The organism is bacterium, assembly GCA_016786595.1.
Lineage (GTDB): Bacteria > Bdellovibrionota_C > UBA2361 > SZUA-149 > JAEUWB01 > JAEUWB01.
In genome coordinates this window covers 135,306-155,757 of the sequence record JAEUWB010000060.1, presented here as the reverse complement: position 1 = coordinate 155,757, position 20,452 = coordinate 135,306, and the positions used below count along the sequence as shown (strand labels likewise).

At 44.4% G+C, this 20,452-nt stretch carries 21 protein-coding genes; 6 read left to right on the top strand and 15 right to left on the bottom strand.

Annotation, left to right across the window (positions count from 1 at the left end):
• Positions 1-10: 10 nt before the first annotated feature.
• Together JNK13_11485 and JNK13_11480 are read right to left on the bottom strand one after the other, a co-directional pair.
• Positions 11-790: an ABC transporter permease gene (locus tag JNK13_11485; GenBank protein MBL7663362.1), complete on the bottom strand. Its 780-nt coding sequence runs from the start codon at positions 788-790 to the stop codon at positions 11-13.
• Positions 791-798: 8 nt separating this feature from the next.
• Entirely contained in the window at positions 799-2,166 is a 1,368-nt protein-coding gene (locus tag JNK13_11480) for an ABC transporter ATP-binding protein (GenBank protein ID MBL7663361.1), read from the bottom strand.
• A gap of 37 nt (positions 2,167-2,203) precedes the next feature.
• On the opposite strand from JNK13_11480, the gene JNK13_11475 reads away from it, so the two are divergent.
• The 5 genes from JNK13_11475 (at position 2,204) to JNK13_11455 (ending at position 7,616) form a co-directional block, all read left to right on the top strand.
• Entirely contained in the window at positions 2,204-3,208 is a 1,005-nt protein-coding gene (locus tag JNK13_11475; protein MBL7663360.1) for an adenosine deaminase family protein, read from the top strand.
• A complete protein-coding gene (locus JNK13_11470; GenBank protein MBL7663359.1) occupies positions 3,199-4,428 on the top strand; it encodes a DUF1015 domain-containing protein in 1,230 nt (409 codons plus the stop codon). The genes JNK13_11475 and JNK13_11470 overlap by 10 nt, the downstream gene beginning before the upstream one ends.
• 139 nt (positions 4,429-4,567) lie before the next feature.
• Positions 4,568-5,779, top strand: a complete 1,212-nt coding sequence (locus tag JNK13_11465; protein ID MBL7663358.1) for a hydroxyacid dehydrogenase — start codon at positions 4,568-4,570, stop codon at positions 5,777-5,779.
• A 2-nt stretch (positions 5,780-5,781) separates the two neighbouring features.
• Positions 5,782-6,867 (top strand): 3-phosphoserine/phosphohydroxythreonine transaminase, encoded by a 1,086-nt coding sequence (gene serC, locus JNK13_11460; GenBank protein MBL7663357.1) that lies wholly within the window; start codon positions 5,782-5,784, stop codon positions 6,865-6,867.
• Positions 6,868-6,872: 5 nt separating this feature from the next.
• Positions 6,873-7,616, top strand: coding sequence for a hypothetical protein (locus JNK13_11455; protein ID MBL7663356.1), 744 nt, complete (start codon positions 6,873-6,875; stop codon positions 7,614-7,616).
• 219 nt (positions 7,617-7,835) lie between these two features.
• Here JNK13_11455 and pgl read toward each other — a convergent pair whose 3' ends face one another.
• The 12 genes from pgl to bioA all read right to left on the bottom strand — a co-directional run bounded on the left by pgl (position 7,836) and on the right by bioA (position 17,372).
• Positions 7,836-8,495, bottom strand: a complete 660-nt coding sequence (gene pgl, locus JNK13_11450) for a 6-phosphogluconolactonase (protein ID MBL7663355.1) — start codon at positions 8,493-8,495, stop codon at positions 7,836-7,838.
• Positions 8,496-8,507: 12 nt separating this feature from the next.
• Complete coding sequence (locus JNK13_11445) at positions 8,508-8,798, bottom strand: hypothetical protein (protein MBL7663354.1); 291 nt, start codon at positions 8,796-8,798, stop codon at positions 8,508-8,510.
• A 115-nt stretch (positions 8,799-8,913) separates the two neighbouring features.
• Entirely contained in the window at positions 8,914-9,483 is a 570-nt protein-coding gene (locus JNK13_11440) for a hypothetical protein (GenBank protein MBL7663353.1), read from the bottom strand.
• Positions 9,480-11,504, bottom strand: a complete 2,025-nt coding sequence (locus JNK13_11435) for an FHIPEP family type III secretion protein (protein ID MBL7663352.1) — start codon at positions 11,502-11,504, stop codon at positions 9,480-9,482. The genes JNK13_11440 and JNK13_11435 overlap by 4 nt, the downstream gene beginning before the upstream one ends.
• Before the next feature lie 92 nt (positions 11,505-11,596).
• The gene (locus tag JNK13_11430) at positions 11,597-11,869 is read right to left on the bottom strand and encodes a hypothetical protein (protein MBL7663351.1); all 273 of its coding nucleotides are present in this window, start codon (positions 11,867-11,869) and stop codon (positions 11,597-11,599) included.
• Between the two features lie 60 nt (positions 11,870-11,929).
• Positions 11,930-12,211, bottom strand: a complete 282-nt coding sequence (locus tag JNK13_11425) for a hypothetical protein (GenBank protein MBL7663350.1) — start codon at positions 12,209-12,211, stop codon at positions 11,930-11,932.
• A gap of 11 nt (positions 12,212-12,222) precedes the next feature.
• A complete protein-coding gene (locus JNK13_11420) occupies positions 12,223-12,513 on the bottom strand; it encodes a FliM/FliN family flagellar motor switch protein (protein ID MBL7663349.1) in 291 nt (96 codons plus the stop codon).
• A 1-nt stretch (position 12,514) separates the two neighbouring features.
• Complete coding sequence (locus JNK13_11415; protein ID MBL7663348.1) at positions 12,515-13,243, bottom strand: hypothetical protein; 729 nt, start codon at positions 13,241-13,243, stop codon at positions 12,515-12,517.
• Positions 13,236-14,168: a hypothetical protein gene (locus JNK13_11410; GenBank protein MBL7663347.1), complete on the bottom strand. Its 933-nt coding sequence runs from the start codon at positions 14,166-14,168 to the stop codon at positions 13,236-13,238. Before JNK13_11410 ends, JNK13_11415 begins: the two co-directional genes overlap by 8 nt.
• Before the next feature lie 6 nt (positions 14,169-14,174).
• Complete coding sequence (locus JNK13_11405; protein MBL7663346.1) at positions 14,175-14,996, bottom strand: sigma-70 family RNA polymerase sigma factor; 822 nt, start codon at positions 14,994-14,996, stop codon at positions 14,175-14,177.
• A 492-nt stretch (positions 14,997-15,488) separates the two neighbouring features.
• Positions 15,489-15,701 (bottom strand): hypothetical protein, encoded by a 213-nt coding sequence (locus JNK13_11400; protein ID MBL7663345.1) that lies wholly within the window; start codon positions 15,699-15,701, stop codon positions 15,489-15,491.
• A 357-nt stretch (positions 15,702-16,058) separates the two neighbouring features.
• On the bottom strand, positions 16,059-17,372 hold the full coding sequence (gene bioA, locus JNK13_11395; GenBank protein ID MBL7663344.1) for an adenosylmethionine--8-amino-7-oxononanoate transaminase: 1,314 nt from the start codon (positions 17,370-17,372) through the stop codon (positions 16,059-16,061).
• Positions 17,373-17,801: 429 nt separating this feature from the next.
• On the opposite strand from bioA, the gene JNK13_11390 reads away from it, so the two are divergent.
• Positions 17,802-18,257 (top strand): hypothetical protein, encoded by a 456-nt coding sequence (locus JNK13_11390; GenBank protein MBL7663343.1) that lies wholly within the window; start codon positions 17,802-17,804, stop codon positions 18,255-18,257.
• Positions 18,258-18,409: 152 nt separating this feature from the next.
• On the opposite strand, the gene paaZ is transcribed toward JNK13_11390, so the two are convergent.
• Positions 18,410-20,431, bottom strand: coding sequence for a phenylacetic acid degradation bifunctional protein PaaZ (paaZ, locus tag JNK13_11385; GenBank protein MBL7663342.1), 2,022 nt, complete (start codon positions 20,429-20,431; stop codon positions 18,410-18,412).
• Positions 20,432-20,452: the final 21 nt, after the last annotated feature.

The window sequence follows — 20,452 nt, the reverse complement described above, 5'->3', positions numbered from 1 at the left end:
ATTAACTTGGCTATACTAGCTCGGCAAATTCTTCGCGATGTCGATTAAAAACACTATTTCCGAGCCAAAAAATTAAGAGTGAAAGAGCAGCGGTAAGTAGGATGTTTTGCAAGTCCGGAAATTTATTTTCCAAGAAAATGCCTTGATACATTTCAGTAAATAGCGCCAGAGGATTAATCGTCATCGTAAACTTAAATTGCTCAGGAATATTACTCACCGGGTAAAGAATCGGCGTTAAAAAGAACCAGAGCGTAAGTATATTGCCCAGAATGTGCTGCAGATCGCGAAAGCGCACGTTTAAGGCAGAAAACATTAAGGCCAATCCAAGTAAAAAAATAAATTCGATTAGCACCACCAAGGGTAACGCCAACATGCTGATGCCGGGATAAACTTGATGTGCAAACATTAGTCCAATTAAAATTGGTAAAGCAAAAGCAAAATTAGCTAAATTGGTAATGACTTCAACGGTTGGTAAAACATGCGGTGGAAACATTGCTTTAGTAATTAAACTTCCACCACCACTAATCGAGCCGGTTGCACCTAATAAGCCCGAAGAAAACCAAATCCAGGGCAGCATGCCGGTAAATAAAAACAAAGTGTAATGCTCGACGTTGCCCGCGCGGATGTAATAGCGAAAGACTAGCGAGTAAACTGCGATCAAGCATAAAGGATTGAGAAAGGACCACAAAAAGCCAAAAATTGAACCGCGATAACGTGTGTGCAAATGGCGTCCAACTAGTGCCCAAATCAGAGCACGAAATTGCAACATTTCTTTAATATTTCTGAACATTAGTATGATCAAACTCTCTTGCTAGCAAAATCCCAATTGTGCTCTGGACTGTAAACACCGTGAAATGGTGTGGGGTTACGCACTGAAAACTTATGCATGAGATGGTGATAATCGTAGGGCAAACCATCTTCACTGTGGCAAGCAAGATCTAAATAGTATGAATCCTCCAGTAATCCTAAGCGTTTAATGCGGAATTTAAATCTTCCTTGCAGTGGTAGATTTGCTGCTTGAGAGAAAGAGCTAGTTTCAACCTTCATTCCCTCAATCTGAGTGTTTGTGCCATAAACACTCAGGCCATCTGCACGAATGATACCAACTCCAAAGACAAGTTCAGTAATTGGCTTTTTCACGGTGTAATCAACTTCAATTGCAAGCTCATCCTCAGCGTGAAAAATCCAACTTGTCTCACCAGACGATTTAATCATCCTCACTGCATCAATCACGACATCTTGATTGCCCCAGCGGTGCACGATTTCTTCAGCAACAACTTCATCACTATTTTCACTTCTCAGATCTGACGATTCAGCTGCATTTTGCTCGGCAAGGCTGCGCTCTTCGTCCTTTTCAAGGCCCTGCAGGTAAGCGTCAATCACCCGTCGCGGCTCCCCGCGTAATTTGACCTTACCCTGATCTAACCAAATTGCTTCATCACACCATCTTTCAACTGAAGCTAAGTCATGTGTGACAAAAATTAATGTTTTACCTTGCCTTCTGAATTCAGAAATTGACTCATGGCAACGATGAATAAAACTAGCATCGCCAACAGCGAGCACTTCATCCACAAGCAGAATATCAGGATCGGTATGAATAGCTAGACTAAACCCCAGGCGCATATACATTCCTGACGAATAGGTTTTGACCGGATCGTCAATCACATCTGCTAATTCAGCGTAAGCTACAATTTTCTCAAAACGGCTATCAATCTGCGTTTTGGTTAGGCCGTACATCACACCGCCTAAATAAATATTTTCTCGTCCCGTAAATTCAGGATGAAATCCCGCACCAAGCTCAATCAAAGCAGAGATTCTCCCACAGCGGCTCACGGTGCCGATATCAGGTTTATAAATACCAGCAATTAATTTAAGTAGGGTTGATTTGCCAGAACCGTTACGTCCAATCACCCCCAATGAGCTTCCTGGGTTGACACTAATCGTTAGCGGTTCAAGTGCTGTGACAAGATCATGATGATCAAGTTCACGGGTACGGAAGAAGGATAAAAATTCAGATTTAATACTTGAGTAAGATTTACGTTTAAGTGTTGCACGTCGGAAACTTTTTGAAACGTGTTCAAAAGCAACAGTCCCAGGCAAGAACTGTCCATTGCTAGCTGGCGTGGAATGCTGCTCCGAAAGATGCTGTGCTTTTAGGCTTTTCATGTAATATACCAACTACAAAAAACCGAAACCTTAGCACATGAAGAATATAGAGAAAAACGCAAGATTTTCCTGGAAATCCCTGCCAGCAGCAGAGCTACATGTGCACTTTGAGGGCACAGTCCGTTATCAAACCTACTGCAAATTAGCAGCAAAATATAAGTTGTCACTTGATCATATAACGCCGCAGATTTTCAATCTACCAGAGCGTAGTAATTTAAATTTTAAGCAAAGTTATCCTGAGATCACTGACTTTATCGATTTCATCCATGTTTACTTGCGCATTTCAAATTTAATCCGTGATGAAGATGATATTTTAGTGATTGGTAATGACTATCTGCAGACGCTGCGAGATGAGAATGTAGTTCATGCTGAAATTTATTTTACACCAACAACATTTGTAAGATTAGGCGCAGATCTTGCCACACTTTTCCGCGGTTTAGCTGAATTAGCAAAGCAGGCAAAAAACAAATATGCCATTACCCTCGGCTTTATTTTCGATATTGTGCGATCAGCTAACGAAACTGGCCAGGACACCATCAGGCTAATTGAGCAGGCACACAAACTCGGAGTCCCGGTATTTGCTCTTGGACTTGCAGGGATGGAGACATCGACTTCGGTAGATCAGTATCTCGAGGTTTTCAACTATGCGCGCAGTAATGGCCTGGTAACTTTGGCACATGCCGGTGAAATACTTGGGCCTGAATTAATTTGGGAAACGATTCGCAAATTAAATCCGCGGCGCATTGGTCATGGAATCACAGCAATTCAAGACCAAAGTTTGCTTAAATATTTAGCGGATTCTGAAACCTGTCTGGAAGTCTCCCCTTGGTGTAACGTTGCACTAAAGACATGCGATCTGACGAATCATCCAATTGTCGACCTTGTTCGTGCCGGTGTGAAAGTTGTGCTTGCCGCTGATGACCCAGGAATCATCGAAAAAAGCCTCAACGATAACTACATGCTTGCAAGTCAACTGGGTCTTAGCGATGATGAGCTTGTCGCGATTCGTAGCTATTCACTGGATTATAGATCGTGGAAATAAAACCTTTCAGAGCTCTTTTACCTGCACCGGAAAACGCGGCCGAAGTTACGTGCTATCCACATCTTGCCTACGACCAAGCAAGCTTTAAAAAACTTTTGCAAAGTCGCCCGAATTCTCTGCTGCACATTGTTCGTGCAGAGTTTGAGCTCGCTGGCCCAGTTGCATATCTCGACCCTAGAATTTACGAGCGTGTCCGCACTAATTTTCATAATGCACTTGAGAAAAATATTTTTCAGCTTGAATCAACCCCCGGATACTTCATTCATGAGTTAGAAATTTTGGGCCACAAGCAAGTTGGGCTTACCGGATTGGTCAAACTTGAAGAACATCGAAACGGCACGATCAAGGGTCATGAAAAAACATTTCCTGAGCAGGTACTCGATAGGCAAAAGCGAATTGCGGCATTTGGTGGACATGTCAGTCCACTGTTCTTACTTGCCAAGGAAAATCCCAATCTTGAGCACTTACTCGCTACAGAAACATCGGTAAGTCCCTGCTATTCCTTTGATACGATGGGGCAAGTACATAACAGGCTCTGGCGTGTTTCGCAGACTAATAAAGTTCAAGAAATTTTCAGTAAAATTCCCGACCTCTATATTGCCGATGGCCACCATCGGATTGAAGCTGCCGAAGGCTTATGCAATGAGCTGTGTGAGTTGGGCGAACTATCTCGCGCAGAAAGCTTTATTCCTGTAACAATCTTTCCTGAAAAAGCAGCGCATATTCTCGCCTACAATCGGGCCCTCAAAGTGCGCCCGGGAAAATGGAATCGTTTGGAATTCATGAAAAACTTACAAACTAATTTTGAAGTCCTGCCCGCCTCGAATGGCTTAGCAACGACAAAAGGAGAAATTAGATTGTACTTAGACAAGCAGTGGTTGAATTTAAAATCCACTATCCCTAAGCAAGGAGACCCGCTTAGCGATCTCGATCTTTCAATTGCTTCTGAAAAAATCATCAAGCCGCTGGTTGAAGATTACGCTCCAGCACACATTCATGGCATGCATTATGTGCCTGCAATTAATGGCATCACTGAGCTTGAAAGCTTAGTTAATAGTGGCAATGCCGACTTTGCCTTGTCCTTTTTTCCAGTCTCGGCTCGTGAAATTATTGCAATTTCTGATCGCGGGCAGACTATGGTTCCCAAGGCAACGTGGTTTGATCCAAAATTATGCCATGGTCTGACGATCTACAGATTCCAGGATCAAGATCATTTGTAGTATTGCCAGAAGAGATGTCGTTTAAGCTCTAGTCTGGACAAGCAGTCTAACGGTCCAGTAAACTGATTTTACTGGACAAAAATAAATATCTACCCGTTAACGAAAGTTTTGTTAACGGGTATCAGAGGTTGAAGAATTTATGAAAATATTAATCGCAGATTCCTTAGCTCCAAACGTTACGAAAACTCTAAGCGCTGCAAATTTTGACCATCTTGTCGACCCAAGCCTCAAAGAACAAACTCTAGTTGATGCTCTTAAATCCACTCAAGCTGACGTGTTAGTTGTACGCTCTACTAAAGTAACCGGGAGCATGATCGAAGCTGCCCCCAAACTGCGCTTAATTATCAGAGCTGGTGCTGGAGTAAATACAATTGACGTCGAAACTGCTTCGCGACTTGGTGTATTTGTTGGGAACTGCCCTGGAAAGAATGCTAAGGCCGTTGCCGAACTTACTTTCGGCTTGCTCATCGCTGCAGACCGAAGAATTGCAGATAACACTGTCGCACTGCGTAAGGGTGAATGGAATAAGAAGGAATTTTCCAAAGCCAGGGGCCTGGCCGGTAGAACCTTGGGGATTGTCGGCTTTGGGCATATTGGCCAAGAGGTTGCAATGCGAGCAAAAGCATTTGAAATGGATGTGCTTGTATCGAGTCGAAGCTTGACGGAAGCAGCGGCAAAAACACTCGGCATTCGTCGAGCCGGTAGTCTTCAAGAACTAGTAACAATGGCTGATATTATTTCACTGCATGTTGCATACACGCCGGAGACTAAAGGGATGTGCAACCAGGAATTTTTCTCTTGGATGAAGGAAGGAGCAATTTTTATCAACACCTCACGGGGAGAAATTGTCGAAGAAGAGGCTTTAATTAAAGCTTGCGAAACCAAACGTATTCGTGCCGGTTTGGATGTTTTCCTCAAAGAACCAGAAGTTGGTCAGCAAGATTGGAAATCTACATTAGCAAGTCACCCGCAAGTTGTGGGCACCCATCATATTGCAGCGTCAACTGAGCAAGCCGAAGCTGCAATCGGAGCTGAAGTCATCCGCTTAATTCGGGAGTTTAATGCAACGGGAAACATTGAAACGTGCGTCAATCTCGATCCACATGCTCCGGCAACTCACCTACTTTCGGTCCGCCATCTTAACCGCGTAGGCGTGCTCGCTCGAGTACTCGATATTCTACAGCGTGCTGGCATTAATGTACTCGACATGGAAAATCGAATTTTTTCTGGGGACGATGCGGCAGTGGCCTTAATTCGGCTCGGTAGTCCTGCAGAAGCTGCTGTCATTACAGAACTCCAGGACTGTTCGGCAGCAATTATTTCCGTAACAATTAACCCTCTTAAGGAGTAAGTATGAATTCTGGTCGGATCCATAATTTCAGTGCTGGTCCTGCAGTTTTACCGCTAGCAGTGCTTGAACGCGTGCGCGAGAATCTACTTGATTTTGAATCCACGGGAATTGGTATCATGGAAATGAGCCATCGCAGTGCACCATTTGAAGCAATAATTAATGGCACTGAAGAATTGCTTCGTGAATTACTGAACATCTCAGCTGACTACGCCGTTTGCTTTACTACCGGTGGGGCCTCAACCCAATTTGCGATGCTCCCGATGAATTTACTCCAACCCGGCGCAGAGGCTAATTATATCATCTCGGGGTTTTGGTCAGAGAAGGCAATTGAAGAGGCAAAGAAATTTGGCACAACACATGCATGCTCGAGTTCAAAAACTACTAATTTTGATAGCATTCCACAAAATCACCAATTTTCTCCACGCCCTGCGTACCTTCATTTCACCAGTAATAACACAATCGTCGGCACGCAATTTACGACTGAACCTATTGCTCCCACAGGAGTGCCGCTTGTTTGCGATGCTTCGTCAGATTTTTTACATAAGAAGCTTGATATCAATAAATATGGATTAATCTACGCAGGAGCCCAGAAAAATTTAGGACCTGCTGGCGTGACAGTAGTAATTGTTCGTAAGAATTTGGTCGCTAATGCACCAAAAACGCTACCAGTGATGCTCAATTACAATACATACATCGCCAATAAATCCCTTTATAACACCCCACCAGTGCTGCCGATTTATGTGGTTTATGAAGTTCTCAAGTGGATCAAGACTCAAGGCGGCTTAGCAGCAATTGAAAAGAATAATCGCGCTAAGGCGGCATTACTTTATCACGAGATCGACCAAGGTAATTTTTACCAAGGTTATGCAAAAACTGAATCACGTAGCTTGATGAATGTAACTTTTAAGCTGCGCAATGAGTCGTTAGAAAAAGAATTTTTAACTGCAGCTGAGGCGGCTGGTTTATCTGGTCTTAAAGGCCACAAAACATTTGGCGGTATGCGCGCAAGTATTTACAACGCATGCCCATTAGCCTCTGTTCAGGCGCTGGCAGAATTTATGCGCAGTTTTGCAACTGCCCACGGCTAAATAAAATGCAGCAACAAGCAGTGTTTGATTTCGACGGCGTCTTAATGGACTCAGTGCATGAAGTTGCAGTCACTGCTTTTCGTTGCATCACCAAAGAAACGCCTACATCCTTGGCGCAACTGCCTGAGCATTATTTAAAGAACCTACTGACCAATCGACATCTCGTTCAGCCGGCAGGTGATTTCATTGTTTTTGCGCGTTGGTGCTTAGATACGCACTCTGTCGCCGAACTTGAATCTAAAAAATTCCAAGGACTACTTGCTCGTGAGCCACAACCGCTGGCTGAGCGAACAAAGTATTTTTTCAGCACACGATCAAAATTCATCCAAGAAAATCGTGACGCTTGGCTGGCATTGCATCAACCATTTGAGCCAATTTGGAGTGAATTTAAGCGCCGCGCTAGTGAACTCTACATCGTCACCTACAAGAATGCCGCGGCTGTGCTCGAACTAACAGCATTTTTTGGATTAAATTTCCCAACGCACCGCCTCTATGCTGGAGAGCGCGGTATAAAAAAGTCGCAGCACTTACAAGTAATCATGGGGACTGAGCCGCAAGCCCTCTGGTTTATTGATGATTCAATCCAAAACTTAGAGGCGATCAACAATGAGCTTGGTCCAGAGCTCACCCAGATTAGCTTAGCGCACGCTAGTTGGGGATATGTACATCCGAGCGACCAACTGAAGGCAACAGAACTGAAGATACCCGTGCTCAGTCAAACTGATGTAATTCAACTACTGAATCAATAAATTGAGATATTGCCTTTGCCAAATTTTTTTCGCTAACGCAACTTTCGTCAACAGTTACTTATTTATTTTGTCCAGCAAGATCAGTCCTGGGAAGCTCTGATTAAGTTCGAGGTTCAGCCAAGATCGAGGAACGGGAATTTTGAGAAGCGGACTTTATTGTAATAAACGAGCATCGCAGAAATCTCCCGTGACGAAGAAATTGGCCAAGATCGGACTTAATCAGAGCTTCCCTAAGTCAGTTAAGACGGTAACTGATTGTCCATGCAGCACAAGCTTTGCGGGACAAGCTTCTAGTGAAACTTCTTGATTTAAAAAATTCTCCAAAGCCTGGCGCTTATTTTCGCCGAAAAACAAAAGCACATGCGAGTCGGCATTGCGAATTGATTCTGCTGTTAGAGAAATGCGGGTTTGGGGTGGCTTGGGCGAATTTTCAATTACCGCATAGCCTTGGCCACTGATCTTAAATCCTGGGTGCTGGGGAAAGATTGAGGCAATATGCCCATCCTCACCAACTCCTAGAACCAGCAGTTGGAAACGCCCGCCACAAGCTTTCAATTTCTTCGAATAGTTCTCAGCAATCGCTTTTGCATCGGCACCGGAGTGGTCAGGGAGATTTAAGTGCGGACAATCTGCCAAATACTTTATTAAGGCTGCAGCATTTCTTTCTGTGCTGTCTGCAATTCTTTCATCCACAAGGAAAATATCGAGACGCTCAAGTAGTGCAGTTTCTTGTTCCAGGGTAGCAAGAATTGGGAGAATACTACTGCCACCTGCTAAGCCAATTACTAATCGTCCTAAACTTCCGAGTTCATGCTGATGCATGAGACGGATCAATTCTTTTGCTAAATAGCTTAGCTCTTTGTTGCGAATAATATTCATAAGACTGATTTACTACTTGTCTTTAGAAATTCTGGAAAGTCCGTGTTCGAAGATTATACGTGTCGCGCTGGGTGTTTGGATTAGGTCACACACGAGCTTATCACGCCTAAATGTCGAAATTGGGTCAAGGCCGCGGGCCTCACGACAAACACACAAAGCATCAACTACAGCTTGCGAAGCAAGTACGGTGTCTTTCATTTCCAGAGCTGCGCGATAGTCGGAAAGACGCGTAATCTTCTGTCCGCGTTGAACTTCTGAACCAGCGTTGTACTTTGCGTTGTGTTTTGTCACTTTTTGTTCCACTGCAACAACTTAGTGCATGATTCGTGTTGAGCACAAAGGAGCCCCAACAAACAGAGCACAGTATACTAAAATAATTCAGGCTATTCCAGAAATTTTATTCAATTATTACAAATAGTTATAACTCCTCTTTTTGTTTATTAATATTTGACCGAATTAATCTTGCGCGCTGCTTACTGGCCAGGTGAGCGCGATAAAATTCATCTGCAGCATAGTTATGTTTTCCCAGCTCCTGTTCAATGACAGCGAAATTATTCCGCGCTCGAAAGTTGAGCGGATTTTTCTTCAGTGCAATTCGAGACAGTCGTTCAGCCTCACTTTGATTAGATTCTTTACGTGCAATCAAAGCAAGGTGCGCATAAGGGCGAGAGTACTGCGGGTCAGCAGCAATTGCTCTTTTAAAATAACTTTTCGCAGCTTGATAATTCTCTTCCTGAAAATAAAGCGAGCCTAGGCCATCGAGCACTCGAGCGTCTTGCGGAGCAAGTTCAATTGCCACGGTTAGTGCGCCAAGCGCTTGATCCCTGCCTTCTGTTGTATTCTTGCGTAAGCCAATTACAGCTTGAGTAAGTAAGCTCTTTAATTCTTGGTCACGACGTGCCAATGTCGTCGCGTCCGGTCGAGCTGGTTTAAAGCATCCAGTGCAAGTCAAAATCACTAAGCTGAGCAATTTAATTTTACGAATCATGCTGCATGCCTCGTATTCTCAAATGTTCGTAAGGCCACTACTTGTTGTGAAGCTAATGGTTGTTCTGCTGCACTTACTTCTTGCTCTGGAGCTTTGACTTGAGCAATGACTTCAAGTTCAACGTCACGTGTCAGTTCCCCAAGTGCGATTACAGGTAAGCCAATCGCTTGATGGGCAAGCATTTCATAGATATATCGCCGTGAGTATTTTCCAGTAAGCACTAAGTCAGCGGTCGGATTTTCAGCGATCACCTGGAAAATTTGCTCTGAGTTTTCAGGTAGCAATGGCGCCTGTCCAACCGCTACAGTAGTAATCAAGTGATCAAAGTCTGGCGTTAAAGCGATTACGCGCAAACTTGTCCTGCCGTTTGCTACTTGTGTGGTAATTGATCGTGCTAGTGCAGCTCTAACTTCTGCCAAGAGCTCATGTGTTCTAAGCGTGATTGAATTTTTAGCTAAGGCTTGCAGCTCGGGCAGCAACCTCAAGTCTTTTGGTCCGGCAATCACCGGCCGAATTTGCGCATCATCTCGTGTTTGTAGGGATTCAGCGATTGTTTGTAAAATTTTTCTAAGTTCCCTGACCGGTGTCTTTTCTTCAATCAAACTGCGTAAGATTGTCGTGAGAGCTGTAATCGACAATTGCTTGGGGATTAAATTGGTAATCAAATCCTCGCATTGCGGATGGTGCAAATCTAGCAGAATTCTCGTTTGATTGTCGTCAATAAATTCCGCCAACGAACTTTCAATAAATGTTGCGAAGTCACTAAGAATTGCTGCAGTGCACGCGCTATCGCTAATTGGTGCATTACTATTTTCAATTTCGTGGCTGCGATAGAGCATAGCGTTGAAGTAGATTTCAACATGATTTGCAGCTAAGTTCGAGCGAATATCAAGTTGCGGCTCTGGAATAACGACTCCCCAAGTTTCGAAAACCTTCGTGCGTAAAGCTTGCAAATTCCGCGCAAAACATTTCTCAGCTTGGATTTTCGGTAAAAGTAGCGAACTGATGCTAATTTTTATGGGTGAAATAATTTTCGGCTCAAAATTTGCGTCCGCCTCAAGCTGGGCAGCGGAATTTAAAAGTAATCCCTTGACCCGTGAAACTCCTAAAAAGCTGAGCCCACTAAAAATAAAAGGAAGGTGCGGAAGTCCTGGAATTGCAGCAAGCACGAGCAGTACAATTCCTGTTGTCGCCAGCGCCTGTGGTTCACGGCCAAGCTGATTGATCAGATCTTCCCCGAGTAATGATTCATTCTGAGCTTCAACTCGAGTCACCGCGAGACCCGCAGCTACTGCGACAAGCACAGCAGGAATTTGAGAGACTAAGCCATCGCCGATTGTAAAAATAGTGTAGCGATGTAGCGCCTCAGCAAAGGGGAGATCAAAGTAAGTTACTCCCAGAATTAAACCGGCACAGATATTAATTAAAGTAATAACAATACCTGCAATCGCATCACCTTTGACAAACTTCATTGCACCATCAAGTGCGCCGTAGAGTTTAGACTCTTGCTGTAATTCCCAGCGTTTTTGTTTAGCTTCTTGTAAGCTTAGAATCCCTGCGCGCACGTCAGCATCGATTGACATTTGTTTTCCTGGCATCGCATCCAAGCTAAAGCGTGCCGCAACTTCTGCAATACGCTCTGCTCCTTTAGCAATCACTAGGAATTGAACAATCGTGATAATCAGAAAGATCACTGCACCAACAACAAGGCTGCCGCCCACAACAAAATTGCCAAAAGCAATCACTACTTCTGGCGCCTCTCCATAGCCCAGCAACTGACGAGTCGTGGCAATATTTAAGCCTAAGCGAAACAGTGTCGTTAAGAGTAGAATTGTCGGTAGGGAAGTAAATTTTGCTGGTTCCCGAAGGTAGACGGTGCTGATCAACAAACATAAGGCAAGTGAGATATTGCACATCAGCAAGAAATCAAGCAGTGCAATTGGCATGGGGAAAATCATCATGCCCACAACTGCCACAACTGCCAGTGGCAAGAGCAAAGCCATTTTATTGGGACGTGCCATGTTTAATATCTCACTTGAATAATTTTACTCCGCAGCTTGATTTGCCAATTCTTTAGCACCTCGAGCTACCGAGTAATTGTTCCGCTGTCAGCCTAATTTCTCATGTTTGAAACAATTGATCGCATCGTGTCGGATGCTGATTTAATCATGTTTGAAAGCATGGAAATCATGTTATTGCGCATGTCCTGCATTTTCTGAAGCTGCATCATTAGTTCCGGACTAGCTTTGCCGCTACTCATCACATTCTGCATGAAACTAAGAATTTGCTTATCAGTCGTGTGCAAGTTAAGCATCAAATCCTGAGCGCGTTTCATTGTGCTGGCTTCATAATTTGGGGTTAATTTATTTGCTGTTACAGTTGCCATATAATTTTCTCCTCTTTTAACTTCAATGCCGCTAACTGCGGCGTAATCTTTATGATAATTTTAATTCACTCGAATATTGCGAATCGCTGACATGCGAGTTTCATGTTTCGATTTCTCGATATTCGACTCCATGCTTACCGACTGCATTTCAACTTGGGCCTGGATTTGCATTTGCAGTAATTCAGCAAAATTTGCATCACCAAGTCCCCCGACAAAAGCACCGCCGACAGTTCCAACCGCATCAATCACATCGCTAAATACGGTAGTACCGGTAGTCGATGGTTCAGCCGGGTAGATCTCATAAGCACTAGTGCTTTTAATGTTTGTTATTTCATCAGTCATAACGACCTCCTTTAGTTACACTCATAGTAATTATCGTCCGTTTCGATGCAGTTGTTGCTTGCGATTGAATTTATTTGCAGGACAATTCCGTGGTCACGTCGCACCAATGTGGCTTCACCAAGATGATTGCCATTTAAAGTAAGTCGTAAAGGCTTAGATAAATCGATCTCGAGCTCGATTTCCGCACCTGTTTCAAGCACCAATAATTCTTTGACTGTGAGCACCAGGTCGCCAAGTTCAAGGGTTACCCTTGTTTCTAAACTATCAAGTAGTGACGACGAATATGCATTCAGGTTTTCCATACTATTCACCATTTAAAACTAACTTATTATTTTCAAGGATCGCTGCTCTTGAGTGTAGTGCTGTTTGCTTAGATCCAACGTGCAGCGTGGCATTCAGATTTGTCGTGCCCAGAGCGATTTGACCGCCAGGAACAACGCTATTTGTAAACATTAAGCTTGAACACGGCAGTGAAAGACTAAGGCGGGTTCCCACACGCTCATTCAGAAGAAATTCAGGTAAATCTTGAATTGAAATTTCGAGCGATTGCCGTTTCAAAGCTGAGATCAGAGCGCTCGTAAGATAAAGTTTACAGTCAAAACTAGCTGCATTAACTTCTACGCTGAAGTCTGTCTTCCAGAAATTCTGCTCGACGTTTTTACGTGGGACCAAAAGCGGACTTAAGCGCACCATGTATCGACTGCATATTGCGCTTGCTGCAGTAAAAGCTGAAAATACCTGCGTTAAGCTGTCCCCACAGGCTACTTCAATGCATTGCTTAAAACTAACAGGAATTCCGATTAAAAATGGCCCGTGAATACTAGTGCCGAGAATTAATTGCTGCCCTTCATACTGCTGAAGATCGGTACGTTCAAGTGCTATGACTTCGGGTAGAACATAATTAATACTACCAAGCTTGGAGTGTTTACTTTTCCACTCATCTAAAGCAGCAAGCATTAATCCTCGGACCTGCCTCATCCCGATTTGACTTGCGCCAGCTTGCTCCACACTTTTAACAAGTATTTCAAGCATGGCCGTTAACCCATCCTGCTGGCAGTTGTTTTTGTAATTCACGCTGAGGCACGATAAAAGCAGCGGGTTTAACTTTGCCAGTTTCTGGCTTTTCACTCGCGGCAACTTCTCCCATAACAACTCTAGCTGCTACGCCTTTTAGTGCTTGCTTCTTTCTAGCGCTTTTTACCCTTAGCAGCTTAAGCAAAATCACACCGAGCACAATGCAGGCAGCAAAGATCAGTAGCATTTGCTGCTTAGCTTTAAGTGCCGATTTTATGTTTACTAGAAACGTTTCTGTTATTTGCGTTTCACCTTGCTTTTGCACTGTTGTGACTTTTTGAAGATCCTCGCTTGGTGCTACTACTTGAGGCGTTGCTACATGCTTTGTCACGGTTTTAGTAAGAGTAATTGCAATACTATTGGGAGTGATTCCTGAAGCTCGACCTACCAAGGCTTTAATACTTGCTTCATCTACTGCCAAAGCATCTGTAGTCACTAAGAGTACGCTCCCCTCACCGAGACTTTCACCTGCTTCACTGGGGAAAATTCCTTTACTTTCTCGATGTAGATGGACTCTAGCTTCAAGCACGCCAGGCATACGTTCGAGAGTTTGCTCGATCGTTAATGCAAGTTGACGTTCAAGAATTTGGCTGCGTTCCTCTCGACTCAGCACCAAGCTAGAGGATCTTTGTGCAAGTGAAACATCCTCAGGCTTAAGCACCCGACTTTGATCGAGTAATCTAAGAGCCCTTGTAATTTCACTGGCATCGACCTGGATACTCCAAGTTTGGCCTTCTTTTTTCTTGTATGGAGTAATGCCACCCTCAGCAAGAATTAAGCGCACTTTATTGGCATGAATTTCATCCAAATCGTGTAGCAGTGTTTCCTTGCAACCACAGCAGGCTAGCAGCAGAATCAGGTAAAATAATTTGCTTGGCTTCATAGGTTGCTACGCCGCCTTACGATAAGCTGGGCTAACGCGTGCTTGCATTGAGTGCCGAGCAGCTGCTTCTGCGTTGCAGGCGCATTCTGTCTCATCTGCTGCAATGTAGGAACGAAGATGTTCAATCGCCTTACTGTGCAAACGTGAGACCCAACTGCGCGAGACATTACCGAGTTTTACAGTTAATGCATCGAGTGATTCTTCCTCGAAATAGCGCAGCTTAATGACTGTTTTCTCATTCTCAGGCAGGCGCTCAATTAAATCTTTCAAATAGCGTCTGGTATTTCTTCCGGAAATAAATTCTTCAGGGTTAAGTTCGCGGTCGTAGGCTAAATCCATGCTGCCGTCGGAGTTACAGTGTAGGCGCATATCAACTTCGTCGATAATTTCAAGTAGCTGCGCAAGTTCTTTGCCGCTACGTGCAAAGGGGAAAGGTAATCTTTCAAATTTAATTATTTCTTTTTTGATTTCAGCACTCGAAGCCTCGGTGCCGTCAACAACCTCAGATTCAAACTCCTCTCCTACCGTAGCGTTTTCGGTTAAGCGATTATATTGACGACGGCGCACTCCAGCTTCATTGCGGAGCATATCAGCCATTGCACCCTGAATACGAAAGTATGCAAAGGTTTCAAAATTCATTCCCTTCTCAGCATTAAAGCGCCGAGCTGCATCACAAAGCCCCAGGTATGCGGCGCTTTCAAATTCCTCTGTATCAAATCCAAATGCTTTCTTTTTTGTTGCAGTAAAAGCTGCAAGTCGTTTTGCGAATGAAACGTGACTGGCAACTAGGTCAGCTTGATTGCTTGTAAGTGCTTCAGTTTTAGCCATATACTTCGATGCTCCTTTTGCGGACTTAACTTGCGAGGCGGGATTTTCCGCCACGCGTGAGCATCTATATGCAAGGCTGTGCCAATTATATTACGCTAAAAATATTGAATAATTACAGACTATTATGATTTTTATATCTGTTGCAAAGTGCAACTACTGATGCAGAATGCAACAGTAGTTGCACGAGCCATTCTTAGGCTTGAACTTCCCCTTAACCTTACCCAAAAAGGGAAAGGTTAAGTATAGGGAAAGGTTAAGTATAAGGTTAAGGGGAAGTATAAGTTCAAGCCTAAGGGACTACTAATCTGCATAACAGATAGTGAGCTAGGCTATTTTAGGCGACATTGAAAAGCGAACTGCCTTAGGAGGAAAGTAGTAATTTCTTTAAGAAGTAGCCTTAGGGATTAATCCTTAAGTAAAAAATAGCCAATGCTAAAATGTAGTGCTGGGAGAGTAAGAGATCGCACCTCGTCCTCTCCCAGCAAAAGCATGTCAGCAGTCGAAGCCGACTGGGGGAATCCACTGCTTCGTGGTAGCCGATTCTGGCTCGATGGGCACAAGCGGATTGCCGTCTCCGTTTTCATTCCATACAGTCTTCCAATCACCCTGATCGTAGACTTGAAGTGCCTGGACGATGAGTTCGCGCGGGACGTGCATCGGAGAACTATGCCCACTAAGAGCTACGGTCGCTTCTTGCGTTTGCACGATGAGGTTGCGAAGTTCCTCGACCTCCGCGCTGCACCAGCATTCAGGGGGCCCGAAAGAAGTGAAGCGGATGGATCCACCAAAGCGAATGTTCAAGTCCGCTTGGATGTCGATGTTCCCGTGCCGACCCCCCTCTCTTGCTACTGCAAGAAGGGTGTCATTTGCAATCCACGGCTCAGTTCGGGCTGTGGTGTCGAGTGTTAAGGTTTTTGCGTTCATGCTTACCTAACCAACCTTTGGTTAACCTACTGTTTCCCAAAGGCTAGATCTCAAAGAATTCAATATTTATATTGATGAAATTACCCGTAGCAGTAATGAGAAAGAGCAAAAAAACTATCTATAGCAGGACTTAAAATACTAGTAAATCAATGCTTGAATAATACCGTTAACTGCCTGTATCAACTGACTTTCTTTAATGCAATAGGGCGGCAGTAAATAAATCGTATTCCCGAGTGGGCGAATTAAAAGCCCCCGCTCTAGAAAAAATTTTCGTAAATCAAGGCTTGTCTGCGAGCCGTAAGCGCCATCAGTCTTTAGGTCAAAAGCAAGAATCGTTCCCAAAGTTCTAAGTTTTTCAACTTGTTCATTCTCAGCCAGCTTAGCTAAATGCGCCTGATACCAGTTTGAGATTTGAGCAACTTTCTCCAAGCTTTGCTCTTCAGAAAAAAGCTCCAGGCTCCTCAGCGCCACAGCACAAGCAAGTGGATTTGCTGTATAAGAATGCCCATGGGCAAGTGCCTGACTAAAAGACGTTCCAAGAAAACTCTTAAATAGTTTCTCTCCAACAAGGGTTGCTCCAAGGGGCAACATCCCACCGGTAATTCCTTTAGACAGACAAACTAAGTCCGGCACGAAATCTAGGTGTTCATAGGCAAACATTTTTCCGGTTCTGCCAAAGCCGGTCATGACTTCGTCAAAAATTACTAATAGACCAGCGGCGCGCGCAATTTCACAGAGCGCTTGAAGAAACTGAGGCCGATAGCAACGCATTCCACTGGCCCCGAGCACCAGCGGCTCAACAATCAAGGCTACAGTTTCTGTGGCAAATAATTTTAACTGCTTGGAGAATTCCTCGAGGATCTGGCCTTCTTCCTCTGCAAGCGCTGCTTTACCGCACCAATGCTCTGGAACCTTCACAGTCTTTACGGCAAAGGCTAAATCTTTGAAATTATCGAAAAACCCACTCGACTGTCCAAGCGACATCGCCCCAAAGGTATCACCATGATAGGCGCCATCCAGTGCGAAAAAAATTCGTCGCTGATTTTCACCTTGATTCTTCCAAGATTGATGGGCGATTTTCAGAGCTGCTTCAACGCTCGTTGAACCGTCATCAGTATAAAAAACTTTGGAAAAATATTTATCGCTAAGATTACTGTTAGCAACCTGGATTAACTTCTCAGCAAATAACGCTGCCGGCTCATGCGTAAAGCCTGCAAACATAATTTGCTGAATTTTCTCGGCTTGATCTTTAATTGCTTGAACAAGTTTAGGGTGAGAATGCCCGTGAAGATTGACCCACCAGGAAGAAATTAAATCGAGATATTCCTTGCCGTCTTCCCCGTATAAAACCGCGCCTTTGGCACTTTTAATCGCAATTGGTGGCAGTGCCGTCTCGTGCTGAGTGTAGGGATGCCAGATGCTTTGGCGATCTATATTTACTAGTGAATTCAAATGGTTGCTAGCTTCCTGATGTTCTCAGCTATTGAATATCCTGCTTAGAGAAAAATATCAAAGCCCTTAACAACCACGCAAAGGCGACAAATTTATTATTTCTTGTATAATGCCTATGCGCTTTTAGCTTATAGTCATAGCGATTAGGGCAAGAAAATTTAAGGGCTGAAAAATTTAATACGGGTAGAGTAGTTTTAAGCACCTCTCATTGAGTAGATCCCAAATTTCGGGATCTCAGATCAGTGAGAGGTCGCAGCAATATTTTAAGGTTTTTTAATTCTCCTTAAGCAATAAGCACTGAAAAAATTGCACTGAAAAAAATTGCTGTGTAGCCATGAGGGTAAAAACTGCGTTGATGCAATGCATTTTAAGCCTTGATGTCTACTCAGCACATGGATGTGCGCCATGAGGAGAAAATCAAATATGGATATGGATATAGCAAAAACTCCGCTTTTAGCCACTTTTGTGGCCTTGACCAACTTCGCCACCGAAATGCCGACCTTGACCGTTGAGGACTTACGAGATCGACTTGACATGTATGCCGCAATTCCTGCCTTTCGCTGCATTCACGCTGAAAGGACTATGGTTGAAGCGGACCAAGCAACGCTTCGTCACTTCATTCAAGAGGCGCTCGTCGTCATCGCTGAATTTGAAGCGGCAAAACTTGGCCGTGCTCAAGGAAACGAGGGTCTTCTTCGTTCAATTGGGCTTTTTCAAGCAGTCGGCACAAGCGCTCACGAGCGTGCAACTGCTCACTTGAGCACACTAGTCGAGAATGCTTGGGAATCAGTGCGAGCTCTTGTAGCCGCGCTCGAAGAAGTAGACATGCACGTTTACATCGAAAGACCTATTCTTTGGGTCCAAGAAGGTAAAAAAGCCGCCTAACGCTTTTCATCCCGCTTAACATCAAACACAAGAGTGGGCGTTGTGCTTTTGCGACTGAAGGTTTTTCGACATAAAACCAAAGGTTAAAGAAGTTGCTGCGCCCCTCCTCTATTTTCTAGATTCATCCCTTCATCTTCCAGCTTTGATCTTCCCTATTTCATTTTCACCAGCGTTAAAATCGTATACACTGCGACAGTCAAATTATCCTGATTAAATACTTCTACGTCCCAGGCCACAACTCCGCGGTCTTCACCTTCGCGTGGATACTTCTGCTTACATGTTAAGCGCACGTGGATTGAATCTCCAGGGAAAACTGGATTGGTAAATCTTAGATTTTCCAGTCCATAATTAGCCAGCACGGGCCCCGGGGCTGGGTCAACAAAAAGTCCCGCACTAGCAGAAAGTACAAAATAGCCATGCGCAACTTGCTTTTCAAAAATTGATTGCGCTCCGAGCTCAAGCTTGTGCGCATAAAAATGGTCACCACTTAAATCCGCAAAGCGATCCACATCCTGAGGCGTGATTAATCTATTTTCCGTGATTAACGTTTCCCCGATCTGAAGTTCTTCATAGTATTTACGAAATGGATGCACTGGGTCTTTAATTTGCTCCCCGCCTTTCATCCACGTATTACAAATCGCCCCAAGAGTTGTTGGAGAACCTTGCACCGCAGTGCGTTGCATGTAATGCATCACAGCCCGCATTCCCCCCATTTCTTCACCGCCACCTGCTCGTCCCGGGCCACCATGGACAAGATGCGGCATTGGAGAGCCGTGCCCAGTAGACTCTTTGGCGCAATCAGCATTTAGTATTACAAACCGCCCATGATACGGCGCAACTCCGGCAATGACTTCACGTGCAAAATTGTTATCCGCCGTGACAAGCGATCCCACAAGGCTTCCGCGCCCAAGCCGGGCAAGCTCAACGGCTTCATCACTTGAGTTATAGCCCATGACAGTATTCACCGGTCCGAATGCCTCGACACTGTGAATCGATTCCTTGGTCAGAGGATTATCGGCATGTAAAAGCAGCGCTGGGAAAAATGCTCCGCATTTACGATCAGCGCCAATGACTTCAAAGTCTTCAGGATTCCCATAAACAAGCTCAGCTTCATTTTTAAGTTTCTGAAAATTGCTAATCACAGCTTGCACTTGTTCCTTCGAAGCAAGTGGCCCCATTTTCACGCCTTCCGCTGAGGGATCTCCTAATTTAACGCGCTCAAGACTTTGCTTGAGGGCCTTAAGTACTGCCTCTTCCATACCCTCAGGCACAATCGTGCGGCGAATTGCAGTACACTTCTGCCCCGCTTTAACCGTCATTTCGCGCGTGACTTCTTTAATGAAAATTTCAAATTCCGGTTTACCCGGAGTCACGTCACGCCCAAGAATTGAACAGTTAAGTGAATCAGCTTCGAGGTTAAAGCGTACAGCATTTTCAATTATTTTAGGGTGAGTCTTTAATTTTTGCCCTGTCGCTGCAGAGCCAGTAAGCGTGACTACGTCTTGGCACGTAAGATGGTCAAAAGTATCACCTAGATTTCCGCAAACAAGTTGCAGGCTTCCTGCAGGTAAGATTTTCGACTCAATCATCGCTCGCACCATTTTCTGAGCGAGATAACATGTCGCAGTTGCTGGTTTGACAATTGTCGGCATGCCCGCAATGAAAGTTGGGGCAAATTTTTCTAACATGCCCCAGCACGGAAAATTAAAAGCGTTAATATGAATTGCGACACCTTCAAGCGGCAAACAAATATGCTGACCAACGAACGTGCCGCCCTTTGACAACCCTTCCATAATTCCGTCGACAAAGACTGTTTGATTAGGAAGCTCTCGGCGTGCCTTGCTGGAAAAAACAAAGAGCGTACCGATACCACCCTCGATATCGATCCATGAATCTGTGCGAGTTGCCCCAGTTGCTTTAGAGACTTCGTAAAATTCTTCTTTGCGCTCGGTTAAATACTTAGCAAGTTCTTTAAGTTTCAGTGCGCGCTGATGAAAAGTGAGTTTGCGGATATTTGGACCGCCAACTCTGCGCGCATAATTTAGCGCAGACTTAAAGTCAAAGCCCGCGCTCGAAGCCTGGCCGAGCTTATCGCCAGAAACTGCATGATAGAAAGCAGCGCCTTCTGCTTTACCCTTAATCCATTGGTCTTCAAGATAACTTTCGATGATCATACTTGCCTTCATTCAATATTT